Source organism: Mycobacterium senriense, assembly GCF_019668465.1.
GTDB lineage: Bacteria > Actinomycetota > Actinomycetes > Mycobacteriales > Mycobacteriaceae > Mycobacterium > Mycobacterium senriense.
In genome coordinates, this window is record NZ_AP024828.1 from 2300044 (window position 1) to 2318436 (window position 18393).

At 66.3% G+C, this 18393-nt stretch carries 22 protein-coding genes, 1 tRNA gene and 1 other RNA gene; 9 read left to right on the plus strand and 15 right to left on the minus strand.

The annotated features are described in order from the left end of the window. Nucleotides 1-210: 210 nt before the first annotated feature. Nucleotides 211-360, minus strand: a complete 150-nt coding sequence (locus MTY59_RS10955; RefSeq protein ID WP_221045660.1) for a hypothetical protein — start codon at nt 358-360, stop codon at nt 211-213. Between the two features lie 119 nt (nt 361-479). Between MTY59_RS10955 and MTY59_RS10960 the strand changes: the two genes are divergently transcribed. Beyond that, entirely contained in the window at nt 480-1313 is an 834-nt protein-coding gene (locus tag MTY59_RS10960) for a mycofactocin-coupled SDR family oxidoreductase (RefSeq protein ID WP_221045661.1), read from the plus strand. A 10-nt stretch (nt 1314-1323) separates the two neighbouring features. After that, complete coding sequence (locus MTY59_RS10965) at nt 1324-2526, plus strand: cytochrome P450 (protein WP_221045662.1); 1203 nt, start codon at nt 1324-1326, stop codon at nt 2524-2526. 7 nt (nt 2527-2533) lie between these two features. Here the strand turns inward: MTY59_RS10965 and MTY59_RS10970 are convergent, their stop codons facing one another. The 3 genes from MTY59_RS10970 to MTY59_RS10980 all read right to left on the minus strand — a co-directional run bounded on the left by MTY59_RS10970 (nt 2534) and on the right by MTY59_RS10980 (nt 3695). Next, complete coding sequence (locus MTY59_RS10970; RefSeq protein ID WP_221045663.1) at nt 2534-3139, minus strand: TetR/AcrR family transcriptional regulator; 606 nt, start codon at nt 3137-3139, stop codon at nt 2534-2536. Nucleotides 3140-3163: 24 nt separating this feature from the next. Further along, on the minus strand, nt 3164-3361 hold the full coding sequence (locus MTY59_RS10975; protein WP_221046694.1) for a hypothetical protein: 198 nt from the start codon (nt 3359-3361) through the stop codon (nt 3164-3166). A 178-nt stretch (nt 3362-3539) separates the two neighbouring features. Further along, nucleotides 3540-3695: a hypothetical protein gene (locus tag MTY59_RS10980; protein ID WP_221045664.1), complete on the minus strand. Its 156-nt coding sequence runs from the start codon at nt 3693-3695 to the stop codon at nt 3540-3542. Between the two features lie 110 nt (nt 3696-3805). Between MTY59_RS10980 and MTY59_RS10985 the strand changes: the two genes are divergently transcribed. Further along, entirely contained in the window at nt 3806-4195 is a 390-nt protein-coding gene (locus MTY59_RS10985; RefSeq protein ID WP_221045665.1) for a PPOX class F420-dependent oxidoreductase, read from the plus strand. A gap of 12 nt (nt 4196-4207) precedes the next feature. On the opposite strand, the gene MTY59_RS10990 is transcribed toward MTY59_RS10985, so the two are convergent. The 3 genes from MTY59_RS10990 to MTY59_RS11000 are packed head-to-tail and all read right to left on the minus strand — an operon-like array spanning nt 4208 to nt 6116. Next, a complete protein-coding gene (locus tag MTY59_RS10990; protein ID WP_221045666.1) occupies nt 4208-5194 on the minus strand; it encodes an SDR family NAD(P)-dependent oxidoreductase in 987 nt (328 codons plus the stop codon). 26 nt (nt 5195-5220) lie between these two features. Continuing rightward, entirely contained in the window at nt 5221-5943 is a 723-nt protein-coding gene (locus tag MTY59_RS10995) for a cutinase family protein (RefSeq protein WP_221045667.1), read from the minus strand. After that, nucleotides 5943-6116: a CsbD family protein gene (locus tag MTY59_RS11000; protein WP_221045668.1), complete on the minus strand. Its 174-nt coding sequence runs from the start codon at nt 6114-6116 to the stop codon at nt 5943-5945. The genes MTY59_RS10995 and MTY59_RS11000 overlap by 1 nt, the downstream gene beginning before the upstream one ends. Before the next feature lie 59 nt (nt 6117-6175). Here MTY59_RS11000 and MTY59_RS11005 point away from each other — a divergent pair, with 59 nt between their 5' ends. Then, nucleotides 6176-6334: a hypothetical protein gene (locus MTY59_RS11005; protein WP_221046695.1), complete on the plus strand. Its 159-nt coding sequence runs from the start codon at nt 6176-6178 to the stop codon at nt 6332-6334. Nucleotides 6335-6491: 157 nt separating this feature from the next. Here MTY59_RS11005 and MTY59_RS11010 read toward each other — a convergent pair whose 3' ends face one another. Then, nucleotides 6492-7133, minus strand: coding sequence for a cutinase family protein (locus MTY59_RS11010; RefSeq protein ID WP_221045669.1), 642 nt, complete (start codon nt 7131-7133; stop codon nt 6492-6494). After that, nucleotides 7130-8197, minus strand: a complete 1068-nt coding sequence (locus tag MTY59_RS11015) for an NAD(P)H-dependent amine dehydrogenase family protein (RefSeq protein WP_221045670.1) — start codon at nt 8195-8197, stop codon at nt 7130-7132. Before MTY59_RS11015 ends, MTY59_RS11010 begins: the two co-directional genes overlap by 4 nt. Nucleotides 8198-8366: 169 nt before the next feature. Here MTY59_RS11015 and MTY59_RS11020 point away from each other — a divergent pair, with 169 nt between their 5' ends. Continuing rightward, on the plus strand, nt 8367-8747 hold the full coding sequence (locus MTY59_RS11020) for a hypothetical protein (RefSeq protein WP_221045671.1): 381 nt from the start codon (nt 8367-8369) through the stop codon (nt 8745-8747). A gap of 124 nt (nt 8748-8871) precedes the next feature. Here MTY59_RS11020 and lucA read toward each other — a convergent pair whose 3' ends face one another. Beyond that, entirely contained in the window at nt 8872-9714 is an 843-nt protein-coding gene (gene lucA, locus MTY59_RS11025; protein WP_221045672.1) for a lipid uptake coordinator LucA, read from the minus strand. Nucleotides 9715-9804: 90 nt separating this feature from the next. Beyond that, nucleotides 9805-9893: transfer RNA gene (locus MTY59_RS11030), tRNA-Ser, on the minus strand. Between the two features lie 76 nt (nt 9894-9969). On the opposite strand from MTY59_RS11030, the gene ffs reads away from it, so the two are divergent. From ffs to MTY59_RS11045, 3 genes are all read left to right on the plus strand, one after another. Further along, an RNA gene (gene ffs, locus MTY59_RS11035) (signal recognition particle sRNA small type) lies at nt 9970-10066 on the plus strand. An 85-nt stretch (nt 10067-10151) separates the two neighbouring features. Then, the gene (locus MTY59_RS11040; RefSeq protein WP_221046380.1) at nt 10152-11444 is read left to right on the plus strand and encodes an aspartate aminotransferase type Ic; all 1293 of its coding nucleotides are present in this window, start codon (nt 10152-10154) and stop codon (nt 11442-11444) included. A 49-nt stretch (nt 11445-11493) separates the two neighbouring features. Beyond that, a complete protein-coding gene (locus MTY59_RS11045) occupies nt 11494-13359 on the plus strand; it encodes a DNA polymerase III subunits gamma/tau (protein WP_221045673.1) in 1866 nt (621 codons plus the stop codon). A gap of 4 nt (nt 13360-13363) precedes the next feature. Here the strand turns inward: MTY59_RS11045 and MTY59_RS11050 are convergent, their stop codons facing one another. Both MTY59_RS11050 and MTY59_RS11055 read right to left on the minus strand, forming a co-directional pair. Beyond that, nucleotides 13364-14674, minus strand: a complete 1311-nt coding sequence (locus MTY59_RS11050) for a class I SAM-dependent methyltransferase (RefSeq protein WP_221045674.1) — start codon at nt 14672-14674, stop codon at nt 13364-13366. Continuing rightward, nucleotides 14671-16062 (minus strand): FAD-binding oxidoreductase, encoded by a 1392-nt coding sequence (locus MTY59_RS11055; protein ID WP_221045675.1) that lies wholly within the window; start codon nt 16060-16062, stop codon nt 14671-14673. Before MTY59_RS11055 ends, MTY59_RS11050 begins: the two co-directional genes overlap by 4 nt. Nucleotides 16063-16145: 83 nt before the next feature. Between MTY59_RS11055 and MTY59_RS11060 the strand changes: the two genes are divergently transcribed. Beyond that, the gene (locus MTY59_RS11060; protein WP_221045676.1) at nt 16146-16583 is read left to right on the plus strand and encodes an SRPBCC family protein; all 438 of its coding nucleotides are present in this window, start codon (nt 16146-16148) and stop codon (nt 16581-16583) included. Here the strand turns inward: MTY59_RS11060 and MTY59_RS11065 are convergent. Together MTY59_RS11065 and MTY59_RS11070 are read right to left on the minus strand one after the other, a co-directional pair. Next, complete coding sequence (locus MTY59_RS11065) at nt 16580-17365, minus strand: class I SAM-dependent methyltransferase (RefSeq protein WP_415823101.1); 786 nt, start codon at nt 17363-17365, stop codon at nt 16580-16582. The two genes, MTY59_RS11060 and MTY59_RS11065, sit on opposite strands and share 4 nt — an antisense overlap. Before the next feature lie 44 nt (nt 17366-17409). Then, on the minus strand, nt 17410-18393 hold the full coding sequence (locus MTY59_RS11070) for a class I SAM-dependent methyltransferase (protein ID WP_221045678.1): 984 nt from the start codon (nt 18391-18393) through the stop codon (nt 17410-17412).

An 18393-nucleotide genomic window follows, 5' to 3' on the forward strand; every position in this document is an offset into this window, starting at 1 on the left:
AACGAAGCTTTCACACCCATGCCGCAAATCTTCACGAAGCCGGGACGGCTCCGTGACGTCTCCTTAAAAAGATGCGATCGCGGCGACGGCATCATCGGCGGTGACGATGGCGAGTCTGCGCCAATCGGACGTCGTGCGCGGCTGGCCCTTTCACAACGCGGCCGTGGAGTCGGCCGGATCGCCGGCCACGACCGACGAAATTGTGCGGACCTACAAGCGGGACTTCAGCGGCCGCCTGGTCGCCGTCCCCGCGAAACCGGTGCCGCCGATCCGCATCTGCTCGGCCAGCAGCTGGCCGTGCTTTTCGAGGGTGCCACCGCGATGGCCACGTCGCTGAACGACACCGCGCCCGTGGTCCATGCTCGCGGCGACGCTGATCGATCCCGGCCCTGCAGTCTTGACGGACTCGTCGCCATGCTGCTAAACATGGCCTGCGCCACATTTTTGGGCGATCGCCCAAAGTCGAGGGTGGAGGATGCATGGGTCGGATGGACGACAAGGTCGCATTCGTGACCGGCGCGGCACGGGGGCAGGGCAGAAGCCACGCCGTCCGGCTCGCGCAGGAGGGTGCCGACATCATCGCGGTCGACATCTGCCGTGGATTCGAAGGCTCGCCGGCGCCCGCCGCCACGCCGGAAGACCTCGACATCACCGCGGGCATGGTCAAGGACGCCGGAGGTCGCGTCGTGACCGCCGAAGTAGACGTACGTGAGTACGACGCTTTGAAGGCGGCGGTCGACGGTGGCGTGGAACAGCTGGGGCGGCTGGATGTCATCGTCGCCAATGCGGGCATCGGCACGATGACCGGCAAGCTGCACAAGACCGACGAGGCGCTGTGGCAGGAGATGATCGACGTCAACCTCAGCGGGGTGTGGAAGACGGTCAAAGCCGGTGTCCCGCACATGCTGAACGGGGACCGCGGCGGTTCGATCATATTGACCTCGTCGGTCGCGGGTAAGAAGGCCTACTTACACACCGGCCACTACACGTCGGCCAAGCACGGGGTAATCGGACTGATGCGGGCGTTCGCAGTTGAATTGGGGCACAAGATGATCCGGGTCAACGCCGTGCTGCCGACCCATGTGAACACTCCGCTGCTGATCAACCAGGGCACCTTTCACGCCTTCCGCCCCGATCTGCAGGACCCCGGGCCGGACGACCTCGCGCCGATCTGCCAAACCTTCCACACTTTGCCGATCCCGTGGGTCACCGCCCAGGACATCAGCAATGCCGTGTTGTTCCTGGCCTCCGACGAAGCGCGATATATCACCGGCGTGGCGCTGCCGGTTGATGCCGGCAGCTGCCTGAAGTAAGGAAGTATCGATGACCGTCACCAACGGCACCGACGTCTACTACGACCCCTACGACGTCAACATCAATGCCAACCCCTACCCGATCTACGCGCGGCTGCGCGAAGAGGCGCCGATCTACTACAACGAACGCTACGACTTCTGGGCGCTGTCAAGGCATTCCGACGTCGAGCACGGACTGGCCAACTGGGAGGCCTTCTCCAACCGGCGAAGCGACATCCTCGAACTCGTCCAGTCTAAATTCGACATGCCCGGCGGCGTCATGATGTTCCAGGACCCGCCGGAGCACTCCAGGCTGCGTAACCTGATGTCCCGGGTGTTCACCCCCCGCCGGATGGCCGCCCTCGAGGACCAGATTCGGCAGTACTGCATTCGCTGCCTGGACCCGCTGGTCGGTTCCAGTGGATTCGACATCATCGCCGAGCTGGCATCCATGATGCCGATGCGCGTGATCGGCATGCTGTTGGGAATCCCGGAGTCCGAACAGATCTCGGTGCGTGACGCCAATGACGCCAACCTGCGCACCAGACCGGGTGCGCCGTTAAAGGTCGCCCACGCCGACTCCATCGCCGACGGGCGGATCTACGCCGACTACGTCGAATGGCGCTCCAAGAACCCCTCGGACGACCTGATGACGACGCTGCTCAACGTCGAATTCGACGACGCCAACGGGGTGCACCGCAAGCTGACCCGAAAAGAGGTGCTGCACTACACCCAGGTAGTCGCCGGGGCGGGCAACGAGACCACCGGCCGGCTGATCGGCTGGCTGGCCAAGGTGCTCGCCGAGCACCCCGACCAGCGCCGCGAGGTCTACGAGGACCGGTCACTGTTGACCCGTACCATCGACGAGACGTTGCGATTCGAACCCACCGGTCCGCACGTCGCACGGTGGATGGCAAAGGATTTCGAGTGCTACGGCACGACGGTCCCGGCCGGTAGCGCCATGCTGTTGCTGTTCGGCGCCGCCAATCGCGACCACCGCCGCTACACCGATCCGGACACCTACAACATCCGTCGCGACAACATCTCGCACATCACCTTCGGGAAGGGCGTGCACTACTGCCTGGGCGCCAACCTGGCCCGCCTCGAGGGCCGCGTCGCGCTGGACGAGATCCTCAACCGGTGGCCCGAATGGGACATCGATTACGACACCGCGCAATTGGCGTCGACGTCGACCGTGCGCGGCTGGGAGCGGCTGCGGATCGCGTTGCCCTGAGAACAGCTCAGGTGGTCCGGCGTTTCTTCGGGGCGGGCATCTCGAACCGGTCCAGCAAGCGGTTGACCAATGCGACCGCCTCGTCGTGCCCACCGCTGGTGCCGAGCCCCTGCTCGAGGATCAGGGTGCGCCCGATGGAGGCGATGATCACCGCCAGGGCCGCGGGCGGGAATTCGTCGGTATCGAGCTCGTGTTCGCGAACGATGAAGTTCAACGCGGTGATCTGCTGTTCCCGCCAGCGTTCCGACCACGCCGAGATCTCGGCGCGAATCTCCTTGCGGTGGTTGGCAAGTCCCATGAACTCCAGCAGCAGCCGGGTGTCCTTGGGTGCGGTGAGCGTGTCCCAGAAGGCGTGCAGCGGGCGGTCGGAGGCCAATGCCTGCTGCTGACGCTCCAGGTAGACGGCGGCGCCGCTGCGGAAGACGGCCAGATACAACTCGTCCATGGTGGGGAAGTAGTAGTGCACCAGGGCGGGTTTGACGCCGGCCTTGGCGGCCACCCGCCGCGACGTGGCGGCGGCGTAGCCCTCCTCGACCATGATCTGACTCGTCGCCGCCACCAGCATGTCGCGCGTGGTCGAATCACGCGCCTTCGGTCGCTGGAATGCGGTCATAGTGTGGTCTTATCACAGGCCGTGTCAGGGGGCCGGTTCGGCAACCACGTCGAAGAACGCGGCGCCGGAGTCCGGGATGCGGTTCTGCTTGAACACGTTGAGGGCATAGGAGACCATGATCATCGAATAGGGCAGGTGCAGCAGCGTTGCGTACCAGGCCTTTTCATCGAGCTTGACCAGGCCTCGACTGCTGGGCATCAGCAGATTTTCGGGCTTGTCCATTACTTCGCCGTTGTTTAAGCGGCCCCAGTTCGCATACCGATCGTGATAGTCGCTGTACCTAGTTCGTTTTGCCATTGAGCCGTCTCATTCTGCGAGAAACCGTCAGCCAGCTGGTTTGGGCGATCGCCCAAACCAGCGATGCTGACATGCTTGCACCTGCGGTCGCGGCGGTCAAGGCTTACCGTCCGTGCAGGCGGGCCACCACCCGCGCGAAGGAGTCGATCTGTGCCTGTTGCACCGTGACGTAGTTGATGCCCATTGTTTCCCGGCGCGAATGCAGCGCCTCGGCAACGTGTTCCGCCGAACCGATCAGCACATTCGGATGATCGAGCAAAGCCAATCCATTTCGACCGCGGCCTCGTGACCTGCAGGGCTACCACCACGTTTAAGTTTCTTAACTATCGGGGATAGGGATGGGCAATCCCGCATAGGTAAGGAACATTCGTGGCCCCCAGCTTCAAGGACGTCATCCAATCCAAGTACTTGCTGTTGACGACATTCACCAAGGATGGCCGTCCGAAACCGACACCGATCTGGGGCGTGCCCGACGGCGACGACACGCTGTTGGTGATCACCGACGACGGGTCGTGGAAAACCAAGCGCATCAACAACACTCCCAGGGTGACGATCGCCAAGAGCGCGGCGCTGGGCAAGCCCAAGAGCGAAGAGGTCCAAGCGGTCGCCCGGGTGCTACCGAAGTCCGAGACGCGACGCGTCTACAACGCCGTCCTCAAGCGGTACTGGTACCACGCGCCGTGGTTCTACGTGCACTCGATCGTCCGCGGTGGCATCGACAAGGTGCACGTCGGCCTGGAGATCAAGCCCGCCGGCTGAGGCGCCCCGCGGTCAGCCGCCTGCGGCGCGAATGGCCTCGAAGGTGTCCGCCACCGTCTCTTTCGGATCCCGGTATTTGATGCCGAGTTCTCGTTCGCTCGGGGAATCGTCGGACGCCGGCATCTGCGTGTAGTACTGCATGCCCGCCCAGGTGAACGGCGTCTCGAAGGGCAGGAAACGGTTCGCGCGATCCAGCACCGCGCCCGCGACGCGCAGCGCCGTGTCCGGGATCGGAACCGCGACCATCGGGGTCCCGGCGACCTCGCCGAGCAGGTTTGCGAGGTCGCCCGCGGCCACCCGGTGACCGCCGGCGGTGTAGCGGCGTGGTCCGCGTCCGGTCTCGAGTAATGCCGCGTGCAGCGCGGCCAGGTCGCGGACGTCGACGATGAGCCATGCCGCGCTGCGGCCCGGGATCGCGTGCATCTGCACGGCCGCCCGCACCCCCTCGCCGGCCTCGCCGAACTGGTCGCCGACCGGCGGACCCAAAACCATGCCGGGATAGCTGATGTTGACCGGCGCCCCCGCATCCTGCAGGCCCCGCGCATAGATATCGACCTGCGCCTTGGACGTTCCGTATCCGTCCGCGCCGCCCACCACCGGCAGGTCCGCGGTCAGCGTCTCCAGGTCCGGATGAAACAGCGCGGTGAAGCTGGACACGTGGACGATGGGATCCAGGCCGAGTTCGACGGACTGACCCAGGACGTTCTGGGCGCCTTGCATATTGGTGGCGAGCATCTCGGGCGTCTGGCGCGGATCGGTGGCGACCAGCGCGGCGCTGTGCACGACGGCGTCGCATCCCTGCAATGCCTCGCGCACGGCGACGCGATCGGTGATGTCCGCGACGGCGAAGTCCGACACGTCGACGCCCAGCTTGGCGACCGTGGTCTGCAGCTTGTCGGGGTTTCGGACCAGGAACCGGACGGAGTGCCCCGCGTCGGAAATGGCCTTGGCGGTCCACCCGCCGACGAACCCGGTGCCGCCCGTGATCAGAACCCGCATGGGCTCATTCTGCAAGACCGCCAAACCTAGAGGTGGCTGGAGGCGAAGTTGGCGGCCTGGTTTGTCATGCCGTTGATCGGATACGACGTGTGCGCGGCGAAGTCGTTGCCGTCGCCGTTGCCGCAGATCGGGTCACCGTGCGCGCACAACTCGAGCGTCTTGGGCTGATACAGCGGCCCGATGGTCAGCGGAGGCGCGTTGTACTTCTGCAGGAACTCACCCGACGGCGTGCCGAACAGCGTCACGGCGGCCACGTGCTTCGCGACGTCCGGCGGCATCGGCGGGGGCACCGCGGATGCGGGGACGCCCGGGGGCACCGCAGCCAAGGTGGTGTAGCCCGCCACCGCCGCGCCCTGCGAGTAGCCACCGAGCACCTCTTTGGTGTTGGGGCAATTCGCCGCCATCGACTCGATGTGCGAACTGGCGTCCCGGATTCCGCCGACGACGGTCACGGGGAAGTCGGGGTTCGAAAAGTCAGTGCTTGCAGGGTAATTGACCGGATAGACGGTTAGCGACCTGCCGCCGATCTGTGAGCGCAACGCGTCGATGAACGGCTGACCGATCCCGCCGACGCCGGGCGGTTCGCCGGATCCCCGGGCGAAAACGACTTCGACGTCGGGGCACGGCTCGGCCGCCGCGGACGGAACCGTCGCGCTCGGCACGAACGAGCCGAACACCGCCGCAGCCGACAGCGCGGACACCGACAGCCGGCGCGGCGACACGGCGGCCAGCGCCGCGCGACCCCTCATTACTTTTTGAAGGCGTCTTTCACCTTTTCACCGGCGTCCTTCAGGCTGGACTTCGCCTGGTCCGCCCTGCCCTCGTTCTTGGTGTCGTGGTCTCCGGTCGCCTTGCCGACGGCCTCCTTGGCCTTGCCCCCGAGGTCCTCGATCTTGTTCTTCGCTTTGTCTTCGTTGCTCATGACATGCTGGCTACCCCTCAACAGGAGCTGTCGAAACCCCGCGCTGTCATCATGGACTTGTGAGCACCGCAATCGTGGTGGCAGTAGTGGTGGTGTTGATGCTGCTCGGCATCGGCATGGTGGTCAATCAGCTGATGCGGCTGAGGCGCTACCTGAGCGACTCACCCCCCGAACAAGCCCCCGGCATCAAACCCGAGCCACCGGAACATCTGGGCTGATAGCTCCAGCCCGGTGAACGCTCGAGGCGTCACGAGGCGATGACGCCGTCGTTCGACACGGGATCCGTTGCGGGCCTTGCCCGTCCGCTACGCAACCCGCACGGCGACGGGCGAATGTCCCGGACGCCGCGGCGTCGGGCGAGAGTTGAGCGTCCGGTTACACCCGCCCTGCGACGTACGTGGCGGCCTGGTCCGTCATCCCGGACTGCACGTACGAGCCGTGCGCCATGAGGCTGCCGCCAGAGGAGGAACATACCGGATCGCCGTCGGCGCACATCTCGATGGTCTTGGCGGCATACGGCGGGCCGATCGACGAAAAGACGACGCCGGTGAAATTGCCGGCACGCTCGCTGGTGGGATTACCGAAGACGGCGATCGCCGCCACATGATCAATGGCCTGGGGCGGCAGGGCCCTGGTCGCCAGATCCATGACGCCGGCGCCCTGGGAGAAGCCGCCGAGCACCAGCCGCGTGCCGGGGCAGCGCCCGATCATGTCATTGACGTGAGCGACTACGTCGTCGGCGCCGGCTTGCGCGCTCGACGCGAAATCCGCTGTCGCCGGGTAATTGACGGGATAGACGCTCATCGAACGCCCACCGATCTGCGATCCGAGCGAGTCGACGAAGGCCTGACCAATCTCGCCGACGCCGACGTCCTGGCCGGTGCCGCGGGCGAACACCACCTCGACGGCCGGGCACGGATCGGCTTGCGCCGCAGGGATGCCGGGCGGCCCGCTGACGGTCACCGATGCCGTCGCGGCCGCAATGCCGAGGATGCGAGTGATGCCGCGCGCACTCACCGATCAATGCTGACATACGCGTTGCCGCGCGGCAGCGTGAGCGGAAGGTCGGCGTAGGTAGCGATGCCCGGCGCCGCGGCGACGACGGCGGCGATCCCGTTGATGGCTGGCACCGCCGTCATGATGTGTCCGAGGTCCATGAATTCCTCGAGCGTCGTGGCCTCGAAGTACGGCGGCGGCAGGAAGCCGACCTTGGTGGTGACCGTCGGCTGCCCGTCGATCTGGATGACCCAGCCGTCCTGCTCGATCTGCCAATCGGGTTCGAGCGTCTGCCCCTTTTTCCACCGGACATTGAGGTCGATCAGGACTTTGCCGTTGACGATGCCCTGCCAGCTGATGTAGGTGCCCGCGACGTGCCCCGCCGGGATGGTCCAGGACGCCATAACGAGATCCTCGGTGGTCTGGGCGAACTCGGCGACGCACTTCACCTCGTCGAGCTCGACCCCCAGCGCGTCGCCCACCAGCCGGACGGCCTCGCCGAAAATCGCCGTGCCCTTCGCGGCCATCGCCGGCAGGTCGGGATGGTCGATCGGCTGGCCGAAGCCGACCGGCTTCTCGGTCTCCGGGGAGTCATAGAACGTGGTGTCGGCGGCCTCGTTGACGGTGACCTTGTCGATCCGGTTGCACACCATGGCTGACACGATGGCCAGCAGCTCGGCGAAGCCCGGGCTGACGCCGGACCCGAAGATCGTGGAGCCGCCCTTCTCGCAGGCCTCCAGGATCCGCTCGCGGCCCTCACCCAGGTTGTGTCCGGTGATGAACGACGCGGTGGTCACCACGTTGACGCCCGCGGACAGGATGCGGACCAGTTCGTCGACGTTGATCCACATCGGGTTGTAGACCACGCAGTCCGGCTTCAGCGCCAACACCTCGTCGATGTCGTTGGTCGCCTTGATGCCGAGCGGCGGGAGCCCGACGAGTTCACCGGCGTCGCGGCCCGCCTTCTCCGGCGACCAGGCGTAGCAGCCCACCAATTCCAGGGTGGGGTTGGTGACGATCGATTTCAGTGAGCTCTTGCCGACGTTTCCGGTGTTCCACTGAACGACGCGATAGGTGTTTGGCACTCGCTCAGCATAGGGAATGACCGGGGTTCTTAGTAGGCCTAATAGGCAGATTCTGAGGACGAAATTTCGGCGCGGAAGGCGTCCCGCGCCGGTCGCTGCCGATCCCAAATTTCGCGGGGCCGAGCCGGTAGGCTGCGTCGATGTCGGAGCCGGCACAGGGAGGAACACGATGCTCAGCGTGAAATGGCTGGAAAAGCCTGAGGCCCATGACTTTCCGGCGGCAGCGGACTATCTCGTCATGCTTGCGGACGGGCAGACCGTGAAGAAGGTGGTCAAAAAGCTGAAGTCCGGCACCGTGACGCACAAAAAGGCCAAAGACATCCTGCGGGCGGCGCAGCTGGGCCTGCTGCCGGTCGACAACCCGCACGTCGCGGCGGACCTGACCAAGATCGAGAAGGGCCTGCCGCTGTCGCCCATCCTGCTGGTGCGCGGCGACTTCATGACCGGGGTTCCGCTACAGATCGCCGACGGCTACCACCGCGTCTGCGCGAGCTATCACACCGACGAGAACACGGATATCCCCGTGGTCCTCGCGGCCGTCAGCCGCTGATCGGAGAAATGATCGTCATCGACATCAGCACCGCGGGGTCGATGACGAGGTTCGCCGCATGTGGGACACCGACGAGACGCTGCGACGCATCGCCGCCTACGCAGAGCGGCTGCGGCGTCGCTGACTAGTCCTCTTCGGTGTTTTCGTCGAGGGCCACGCCGGCCCGGGTGCGCCTGCGCCGCATCCGGTGCGATCCCTTGCCGGTCGGGCGCCGGTTGCGCAACTTGGCCTTCGACTCGTCGCCCTCGTCGCCGGCCGCCTCGGTGTCTTCGACGGGCGTCGCGTCGGTCGACGGTTCCGGTGCGGCCTCGGCTTCGGCCGTTTCGGTGGTTTCGGCGGTGACTTCGTCGGGGGCCGCCGCCGGTTCGGCCGGCTCGGCTTCTTCGGTCTCTTCGGCTGCCGCCTCGGCGGTCTGCGCCTCGTCCTCGTCGGCCTCGTCGGCGTCGGCTTCTTCCGTTTCGTCGGCTTCGGCCTCGGCGCCCTTCTTGCGCCGCACGCGACGCTCCTTGGGCTTCTTAGCCTTGATCGGTTTGGGCGGCGGCGGGGGCAGCTCGGCGACGAAGGAGAGGTAGAAGGCGAAAATGCCGAGCAACGCGATCGCGGCGGCGGCGCCGTAGATGCCGAACAACCACCGTCCGGCGGCGTCCAGGCTCAACCAGATTTCGCTGATCGCAGTGCCGATGATCAGCACCCCGGCCAGCACGTGGGCCACGATCGACCAGATCCTGATGGACAGCGCCAGCTGCGGCGTCCCCAACTCGGGCTTGCGGGTGCGCAGCAGGGTGAACACCATGGGCAGCGCCGCGAGCGCGACCAGCGCACCCGTCACGATGCGCAGCGCCGTCCCCAACGTGTGCGCGGTGTCGCCCATCAGCTCGGGCCAGCGCGGCAGCACGAAGAAGAAGTAGAGGAAGCCGGCAGCGATCGAAAATGTCGCGTGCCACGGGATGGCGACCTTGCGCCCCATGCCCCTCCTCGTGCTGGTGATTTCGCGCCAGCCTAAAGCCGGCCGACCCGAATCCATATCAATTCGTGCGTGTCCGCTTTGGCGGACCAATGGCGGAGGATGCGGGATTTGAACCCGCGAGGGCTGTTAACCCAACCCGCGTTCCAGGCGAGCGCCATAGGCCACTAGGCGAATCCTCCGTGGCCATGGTAACCGAGGCCCCGATGGCCCCCGCCAGCTGCTGGCCGTCGACTCCAGGGCAGGTATTAGACTCGTCGCTGGACCCCGCGCGGCGTCTATCCTGTGAACTCCCCCAGGGCCGGAAGGCAGCAAGGGTCAATGGGCTCTGTCGGGTGCGCGGGGTCCCCTATATCCATGAGTGGCGACCCGCCTCGCCCGGCTCCGCCGCGCTTGCGATCGCCACTGGTTTCCCGCCTTCGACAGCGAAAGGGTCCATGGTGTCGCTGGAGTCCCTCAGCCCGGAAGAACTCGCCGGCGCACACGCGCGGCACCAGCAGGATTACGCCGATCTGCAGGCCAAGAAGCTCGCGCTGGACCTGACCCGCGGCAAACCCGCTCCCGCCCAGCTCGACCTGTCCAACCGGCTGCTGAGCCTGCCCGGGGACGACTACCGCGACAGCGAGGGCACCGACACCCGCAACTACGGCGGCCTGCACGGCCTGCCCGAGCTGCGGGCCATCTTCGGGGAGCTGCTCGGCATCCCGGTGCAGAACCTGATCGCGGGCAACAACTCCAGCCTGGAACTGATGCACGACCTGGTCGCCTTCTCGATGTTGTACGGGGGCGTGGACTCGCAGCGGCCCTGGAAGGACGAACCGAGCGTCAAGTTCTTGTGCCCGGCCCCCGGCTACGACCGGCACTTCGCCATCACCGAGACGATGGGCATCGAGATGATTCCCGTCCCGATGCTGTCCGACGGCCCGGACGTCGACCTGATCGAAGAGCTGGTCGCCGCCGACCCGGCCATCAAGGGCATGTGGACGGTGCCGGTGTTCGGCAACCCCACCGGGGTCACGTACTCCTGGGACAACGTCCTGCGGCTCGTCCAGATGCGGACCGCGGCGCCGGACTTCCGGCTGTTCTGGGACAACGCGTATGCGGTGCACACCCTGACCCACGACTTCATCCGGCAGGTCGACGTGCTCGGGCTGGCCTCCGCGGCAGGCAATCCGCATCGGCCCTACGTGTTCGCGTCCACCTCGAAGATCACCTTCGCCGGCGCCGGCGTGAGCTTCCTGGGCGGATCGCTGGGCAACATCGCCTGGTACCTGCAATATGCGGGGAAGAAGTCGATCGGACCCGACAAGATCAACCAGCTGCGGCACCTGCGCTTCTTCCGCGACGCCGACGGGGTGCGGCTGCACATGCTGAAGCACCAGCAGATCCTGGCGCCGAAGTTCGCGCTGGCCGCCGAGATCCTCGATCAGCGTCTCAGCGACTCCAAGATCGCGTCGTGGACCGACCCCAAGGGCGGCTACTTCATCAGCCTCGACGTGCTGCCGGGCACCGCGAAGCGGACCGTCGCGCTGGCCAAGGACGCCGGTATCGCGGTGACCGAGGCGGGCGCATCCTTCCCGTACCGGAAAGATCCGAGGGACACCAACATCCGGATCGCGCCGACCTTCCCGTCGCTGCCGGACCTGCGCGACGCCGTCGACGGGCTGGCCACCTGCGCGCTGCTGGCGGCGTCCGAATCGCTGCTGGCGTCGTCCGCGTCGAGTGTGAGCTGACGACCCTGCCGGATCCGCATCGTCAGCGTGCGCCGGTAGCCTGCTGACCGTGGCCCTCTACCGCAAATACCGCCCGGCAACCTTCGCCGAAGTAGTGGGGCAGGAGCACGTCACCGAACCGTTGTCCATTGCCCTGGAAGCGGGGCGGATCAACCACGCCTACCTGTTCTCCGGGCCCCGGGGCTGCGGAAAGACCTCCTCGGCGCGCATCCTGGCCCGCTCGCTGAACTGCGCTCAGGGCCCGACGGCCACCCCGTGCGGGGTCTGCGACTCGTGCCAGGCCCTGGCACCCAACGCGCCGGGCAGCATCGACGTGGTCGAGCTCGACGCCGCCAGCCACGGCGGTGTGGACGACACCCGCGAGCTGCGCGACCGCGCGTTCTACGCCCCCGCCCAATCGCGCTACCGCGTGTTCATCGTCGACGAGGCGCACATGGTGACGACGGCGGGTTTCAACGCGCTGCTGAAGATCGTCGAGGAGCCCCCCGAACACCTCATCTTCATCTTTGCGACCACCGAACCGGAGAAGGTGCTGCCGACGATCCGGTCGCGCACGCATCACTACCCGTTCCGGTTGTTGCCGCCGAAGACCATGCGGTCGTTGATCGGGCGGATCTGCGAGCAGGAGGGCGTCGCCGTCGACGACGCCGTCTACCCGCTGGTGATCCGCGCCGGCGGCGGCTCGCCCCGCGACACCCTGTCGGTGCTGGACCAGCTGGTCGCCGGCGCCGAGGGCTCCCACGTGACCTATCAGCGGGCGCTGGGCCTACTGGGGGCCACCGACATGGCGCTGATCGACGACGCCGTGGACGCCCTCGCCGCCGCCGATGCCGCGGCGTTGTTCGGTGCGGTGGAGTCGGTGATCGATGCCGGGCATGACCCGCGACGGTTCGCCACCGATCTGCTCGAGCGGTTCCGGGACCTGATCCTGCTGCAGGCCGTCCCGGACGCGGCCAGCCGCGGGGTGGTGGACGCGCCGGAGGACGTGCTGGAGCGGATGCGTGAGCAAGCGACCCGAATCGGGCCGGCGACCCTGACCCGCTACGCCGAGGCGGTGCAGGCGGGGCTGGGCGAGATGCGCGGTGCGACGGCGCCGCGGCTGCTGCTCGAAGTCGTGTGTGCGCGTCTGCTGCTGCCCTCGGCCAGCGACACCGAAGCGGCGCTGCTGCAACGCGTCGAGCGGATCGAGACCCGGCTGGACATGTCCATTCCCGGCTCCGAAGCCCCCGCCGCGGCGCCGCGCAGCGCGCCAGCACCGGCCGAACCCGAGCCACCCGTCCGGTTCACCCGGCCCTCCGCGGCGGCCACCGCCAAGGCCGAACCGAAACCCGAGCCCAAGCCCGAGCCCACGGCGGCCCCCGCAGCCGAATCGCCTACGCCCGCGGCGCCCGCCCCGGCGGCGGCGCCGGTGGCCGAAACAGCCTCTGTGCCAGGTGAACTCAACACCGCTGCGGTGCGCAGCATGTGGCCGACGGTGCGTGAAAAGGTGCGGCAGCGCAGCCGCACCACCGAGGTGATGCTGGCCGGGGCGACCGTGCGGGCCATCGAGGGCAACACGTTGGTGCTGAGCCATGAATCGGCGCCGCTGGCCAAGCGGCTTTGCGAGCAGCGCAACGCCGACGTCATCGCCGAAGCGCTCAAAGACGCGCTGGGCGTCAACTGGCGGGTGCGCTGTGAGGCAGGCGCACCGGCGTCGGCCGCGCCACCACCACCCGCCGGTGGGGGAGCCGGCCCCTCGGCGACCAATGTCGCCGAGCCCGCGCCCGACGTGGACTCCGCGCGCCGCGACGAAGAGGAACACATGCTCGCCGAAGCCGTCCGCGACGAGCCGTCGGCGCCGCGCCGCGACCCCGAAGAGGTCGCGCTCGAATTGCTGCAGAGCGAGCTGGGCGCCCGCCCAATCGACAACGGGTAGCGGGTCAGGCCGTCCACCACGGCCGCAGCGGCAGGTCGTCGTCGCCCCGCCCGTCGACGTTGGCTGCCAGTACGTGATGGAGCTGAAGGTTGTTCTGCTCGAACGCCACCCGCGAAGCCGCCATGTACAGGCCCCACACCTTGGCGGTCGGCAGACCGACCTCGGCGACCGCCACGTCCCAGTGCTCGACCAGGTTGTGGCACCAGTCGCGCAGCGTCATCGCGTAGTGATGGCGGAAGTTCTCCGCGTGCAGCACCTCGAAGCCCGCATCCTGGATCGCGCAGGTGATGCGGCCCGAGCCGGTCAGCTCCCCGTCCGGGAAGACGTAGCGATCGGTGAACCCCCCGGCGAACGAGGTCGAGGTGTTGTCGTGCCGGGTGATGCAGTGGTTGAGCAGCAGACCGCCGGTGCGCAGCTTCGACTGCAAGAACCCGAAGTAGGCCGGGTAGTTCTTGACACCGATGTGCTCGGTCAGCCCGATCGAGGAGACGGCGTCGAACTGCGCCTCGCCCACGTCGCGGTAGTCGGAGTGCCGCACCTCGGCCAGCTCTGTCAGCCCTTCGTCGGCGATCGCCCGCTGCGCCCACTTCGCCTGCTCGGCCGACAGGGTCGCGCCGATCGCCCGGACACCGCGGCGCGCGGCGTAGCGCACCATGCCGCCCCAGCCGCAGCCGACGTCGAGCAGCCGGTCGCCCGGCTGTAGCCGCAGCTTCTCGAAGATCAGCCGGTACTTGTTCTGCTGCGCATCTTCCAGCGTGGCCTCGGCGTCGGGATACACCGCGCAGGTGTAGGTCATCGACGGGCCCAACACCAGTTCGTAGAAGGTGTTGGAGACGTCGTAGTGGTGATGGATGGCCTCGGCGTCGCGGGCCTTGGTATGCATCAGCCCGTCGGTGACCCGGCGCCACCGCGGCGGCGTCTCCTGCGGCGGCGGTGCGACCGGCACCAACCGTTCGAAACCCATCGAGCGGACGATGTTGGCCAGTACCCGTGCCGGCGGCCGCTTGAATTCCACCCGGTCGGTCAGCGTCTTCAGCAGTTCGTACGGATCACCCGGATGGACGCCATAGGCCTGCAGGTCACCGGCCACGTAGGCGCGGGCCAGGCCGAGCTCGCCGGGTGCGGTGGCCAGGTAGGTGGCGCCGCGGGGGCTGCGAAGATCCAGACCCAGTTCGGCGTCCTCGCTTCCGGCGGTGCTGCCGTCGTAGGCGGTGAACTTCAGCGGATGTCGCCCGGTCGCGGCGAAGATCTCCAGGATCTCGGCCATGCTCAGTTTGCCGGTCGATGAGCGGTGGGGTTCTTTTGTCGTCGTCATCGCCGTTGCACCGCCTTCGCGTAGAGGTCGAGTAAACGAGAGTCGGGGTCGTAGGTCTTCTTGACGGTGTTGTAGGCCTCGCCGCCGTACAACTCGTCGAAGTCCTCGCGGGAGTAGAAGGAGTCCGAATACAGCGACTTGTGGCCGTCGAGCTCGTCCACCTTGGCTTCGATCATCCGGTTGGTGGCACCCTCGGTGGCGCCGGCCGGCACCGACGACCAAAAGCCGACGTTGACGTAAGTGTGATCCGGGCGCATCGGGTACAGCGGCCAGCCGTGGTGGTCGCGTAGACGCAACGGGCACAACCAGATTGGTGTGATGGGCACGCTGTCCAGGAACCACTCCAAAAAGTCGCAGGTCCGTTCGACCGGCACCTCGATGTCCTGCACCACCCGCTCGCGCGCCGGCAGGCCCTTGCGCGTCTCGATCCGGTCGGACAGCCCGAAGCGGCGGTCCATGGAGATCAGCTTCGAGTAGACACTGCTGCGCCGGTAGCGGCGCGGCCACCAGCGCCGCAGCCGCGGGTTCTGCATGCCGAATGCGCGTGAGCACCAGAACCAGTCGGTGTCCCAGCGCCAGAAATAGTCGTTCATCGTCAGCCGGTCGTCCTTGGTGGCTTCCAGGCCCGGGCCGTCGTGCCGGATGGACTGGTAGTAGATGTTGCGGCCGGTGTAATCGCTGACCGGGCCGGGCGTGCTGGTCCGCCGGCCCACGCACAGGTAGCTTTCGTCGGCGCTGAAGACCACCCCGTCGAGATAGTCGACCGGTGTCCCGCCCTGCCCGCCGGTGTCGATGATGCGTTCCATGGCCGCGATCAGATCGGGCAGCGAGCGGAATCGGACGTGCCGCAGCGCCACGAACGGCGCGACGGATTCCAGTTCGATCCGAAGCCGGGTCGAATAGCCAAGCGTCCCATAGGAATTCGGAAAGGCGCGGAACAGGTCGGGATGCTGGGTGCGCGAGGCGGTGAGCAAATCGCCAGCGCCGGTGAGGATGTCCATCTCCAGCACCGATTCGTGCGGCAGGCCGTTGCGGAACGACGCCGACTCGATGCCCAAGCCGCTGACCGCGCCGCCCAGGGTGATGGTCTTCAGCTGCGGGACGACCAGCGGCGAAAGACCGTACGGCAGCGTCGCGGCTACCAGGTCCGCATACGTGCACATGCCCGCCACGTCGGCGGTGCGGGTTTCGGGATCCACGCTCAGGACTCCGGTCAGCCCGGACGTGTCCAGGCCTGGTGCATCGCGTTTGGTGCGGGCGCGGAACAGATTTGACGTCGGCTTGGCCAGCCGGACGGCCGACGTTGCGGGAATAGATCGATAACTTGCCAGCATCCGGTCAACGCCGGACTTGTGGGCCGATAGTGCAGATCCAGGGACAGGCACCACATATACCCTAGTCTTCGACAACAGCCCGTGCACCCGTGGAAAGGGCCGGCACCGGGGAAAATCTTCGATAAGGAGGGGTCGCTGTGGGACAGGTGAATGCGGAGAGCACCATCTTGATCAACGCGGAGCCTGCGGCAACCCTTGCCGCCGTCGCGGACTATCAGACCGTCCGCCCGAAAATTCTCTCTCCGCAGTACAGCGAATACCAGGTGCTGCAGGGCGGGCAGGGGCCGGGCACGGTCGCCAAGTGGAAGCTGCAGGCCACCAAGTCACGCGTGCGCGACGTGCAGGTCAACGTCGACGTCGCCGGGCACACCGTCATCGAGAAGGACGCTAACTCGTCCATGGTGACCAACTGGACGGTGGCTCCCGCCGGACCCGGCTCCAGCGTCACCGTGAAAACCACCTGGACCGGGGCCGGCGGTGTGAAGGGCTTCTTCGAAAAGACCTTTGCGCCGTTGGGGCTGAAGAGGATTCAGGGCGAGGTGCTGGCCAACCTCAAGAAGGAACTCGAAGGCTAGACGGTTGATTGTCCGGTTGCCGGGCGGACGGCAACCATCACCGTCGCACCCCACGGTCGAGCGCGGAACTCGACGGTAATTGCCGGGTCGGCATATTGGGCGAGCGCACGCAGCGCCGACGGGCTATAGGCGCGTAGCGAGCTGATGATCCCGTCGTGTAACAACGGCTTCAGCCTGGTGAACGGCAGTATGAGCGCCAACATCATCAACTGGAGCGGCGGCGGCCGCCTGCTGAGGTCGATGACTATCAACTTCTTCGCTACCCGGGTCGCTTCGGCGAATACTTGGGCGGCCTGCTCGGGCGCCAGGTGATGCAACGACAACGCAAACACCGCGAGGTCGTAATACCTGTCGGGGGCGTCGATTGCGGTGGCGTCCATTTGCCGCACCGTGGCGCGTGGGTTGCTGCCGAGGTCGCTGGCGGCGACGGCGGCCACGAACTCGGGATCGATGTCGGTGACCGTCACCTGAGCAGCGGGGCGATACTCCAGTAGCTTGCGCGACAGCCCGCCGAGGCCGCACCCGAGTTCGAGGATCTTCGGCGAGGCGATATCGCTCACCTCGCGAAGCGCCGCCCGCGCGCACAAGGTGTAATTACCTAAAAACCGTCGTCGTCCGCTGCGGTCGAGTGCTTGGATGACCTTGCGCTTCAGATCGTCGACGTCGTCGCGGTCCAGGTATTCCAGCCGGTCGGTCTGCAGCCGCCGGTCCAACCACGAGGCGTTCGGCCCGCCTCGGGGCATGTTGGCAATGTCGGGGGTTGCCGTATCCATGGGGACCATGATGGATTAAGCGAGCCGCGGTTCGACACAAAACAGCCACAAGTTCATTTCCCTGGAACTCCCATGTCCAAAGGCTTCCGCGCCGACACCATCACATAGTCCGTCAAACCGCTCCCTCGTTCCCAGATCTCTACGCCACGGCACTGGGCGCGATCGTCTTCCGAGACTTCCACGACCACCTCATCCATCTTTTTCTTTCCCTCAAGGCGCTGCCGACTGTAATTGGCCATCCCGGGGAACACGTCTTGCCGGATCGATTCCACGAGGACATCGCCGAAACCCACCGCAGACAGTCGCCGTGGGTATTCCTCGCGGTCATACAGATTGGCCTCGGGAATGTGGCCGTACCTCCGGGCGAAAACGTTCACCCGGCCGGATTTCCTGCCTGGAACCGGGAGCATGTCGGCGATCGCGATGGTTCCTCCGGGTTTGAGGACGCGAAATGCCTCGCGCATGAATTCCTCACGCGTGTCGAAGTGGAATGCGCATTCCAGGGCCAAGACTTTGTCGAACGACGCGTCAGGAAACTCCATCGCGGTCGCCGACCCGAGCCGAAGGTCGATTTGATTCTCCAGCCCGCGCTTGGCGACTCGTTCCCGACCCTTGTTGATGTGGACGGGGGTGATGTCGATGCCCGTGATCCGAGACACCTTGAAGCGATCGAGAAGAACAAAGTCTTGCTCGGCGAAACCGACGCCGACGTCGAGGACTTCATCGCCTGGTTTCAGCCCGGCGCGCGTTCCCAGCAGCTCGACCATCGCGACGCAAGCGTCGGGATAGGTGCGAGCCTCTTTCCAGTAACCGAGGTTGAGCCATAACGGCTTGGAGTCGTCGACGTACCCTTCATCCAGAAAGTCGATGGCGTCGTCTCCGAGGGTCGTGTAATAAGCTGCGGCAGTTTTCTGTCGCACCAGGCTGAAGGAGCGGACAACCACCAAGAACCCCCAGTAGATCGAAAGGGCAATTCGGCGCATTTTGTTCCTCCCGGGATTGTCGATGGGCGTGTGCAGAATGGCGTTTTCAAGCAA

Bases quoted from the DNA above. Each gene is read 5' to 3' on its own strand.
- MTY59_RS10970 (WP_221045663.1), bottom strand. From the start codon at position 3,139: ATGACCGCATTCCAGCGACCGAAGGCGCGTGATTCGACCACGCGCGAC.
- MTY59_RS10960 (WP_221045661.1), top strand. From the start codon at position 480: ATGGGTCGGATGGACGACAAGGTCGCATTCGTGACCGGCGCGGCACGG.
- MTY59_RS11020 (WP_221045671.1), top strand. From the start codon at position 8,367: ATGCTCAGCGTGAAATGGCTGGAAAAGCCTGAGGCCCATGACTTTCCG.
- MTY59_RS10975 (WP_221046694.1), bottom strand. From the start codon at position 3,361: ATGGACAAGCCCGAAAATCTGCTGATGCCCAGCAGTCGAGGCCTGGTC.
- MTY59_RS10995 (WP_221045667.1), bottom strand. From the start codon at position 5,943: ATGAGGGGTCGCGCGGCGCTGGCCGCCGTGTCGCCGCGCCGGCTGTCG.
- MTY59_RS11000 (WP_221045668.1), bottom strand. From the start codon at position 6,116: ATGAGCAACGAAGACAAAGCGAAGAACAAGATCGAGGACCTCGGGGGC.
- MTY59_RS10990 (WP_221045666.1), bottom strand. From the start codon at position 5,194: ATGCGGGTTCTGATCACGGGCGGCACCGGGTTCGTCGGCGGGTGGACC.
- MTY59_RS10955 (WP_221045660.1), bottom strand. From the start codon at position 360: ATGGACCACGGGCGCGGTGTCGTTCAGCGACGTGGCCATCGCGGTGGC.
- MTY59_RS11065 (WP_415823101.1), bottom strand. From the start codon at position 17,365: ATGGTCCCCATGGATACGGCAACCCCCGACATTGCCAACATGCCCCGA.
- lucA (WP_221045672.1), bottom strand. From the start codon at position 9,714: ATGGGGCGCAAGGTCGCCATCCCGTGGCACGCGACATTTTCGATCGCT.
- MTY59_RS11050 (WP_221045674.1), bottom strand. From the start codon at position 14,674: ATGACGACGACAAAAGAACCCCACCGCTCATCGACCGGCAAACTGAGC.
- MTY59_RS10965 (WP_221045662.1), top strand. From the start codon at position 1,324: ATGACCGTCACCAACGGCACCGACGTCTACTACGACCCCTACGACGTC.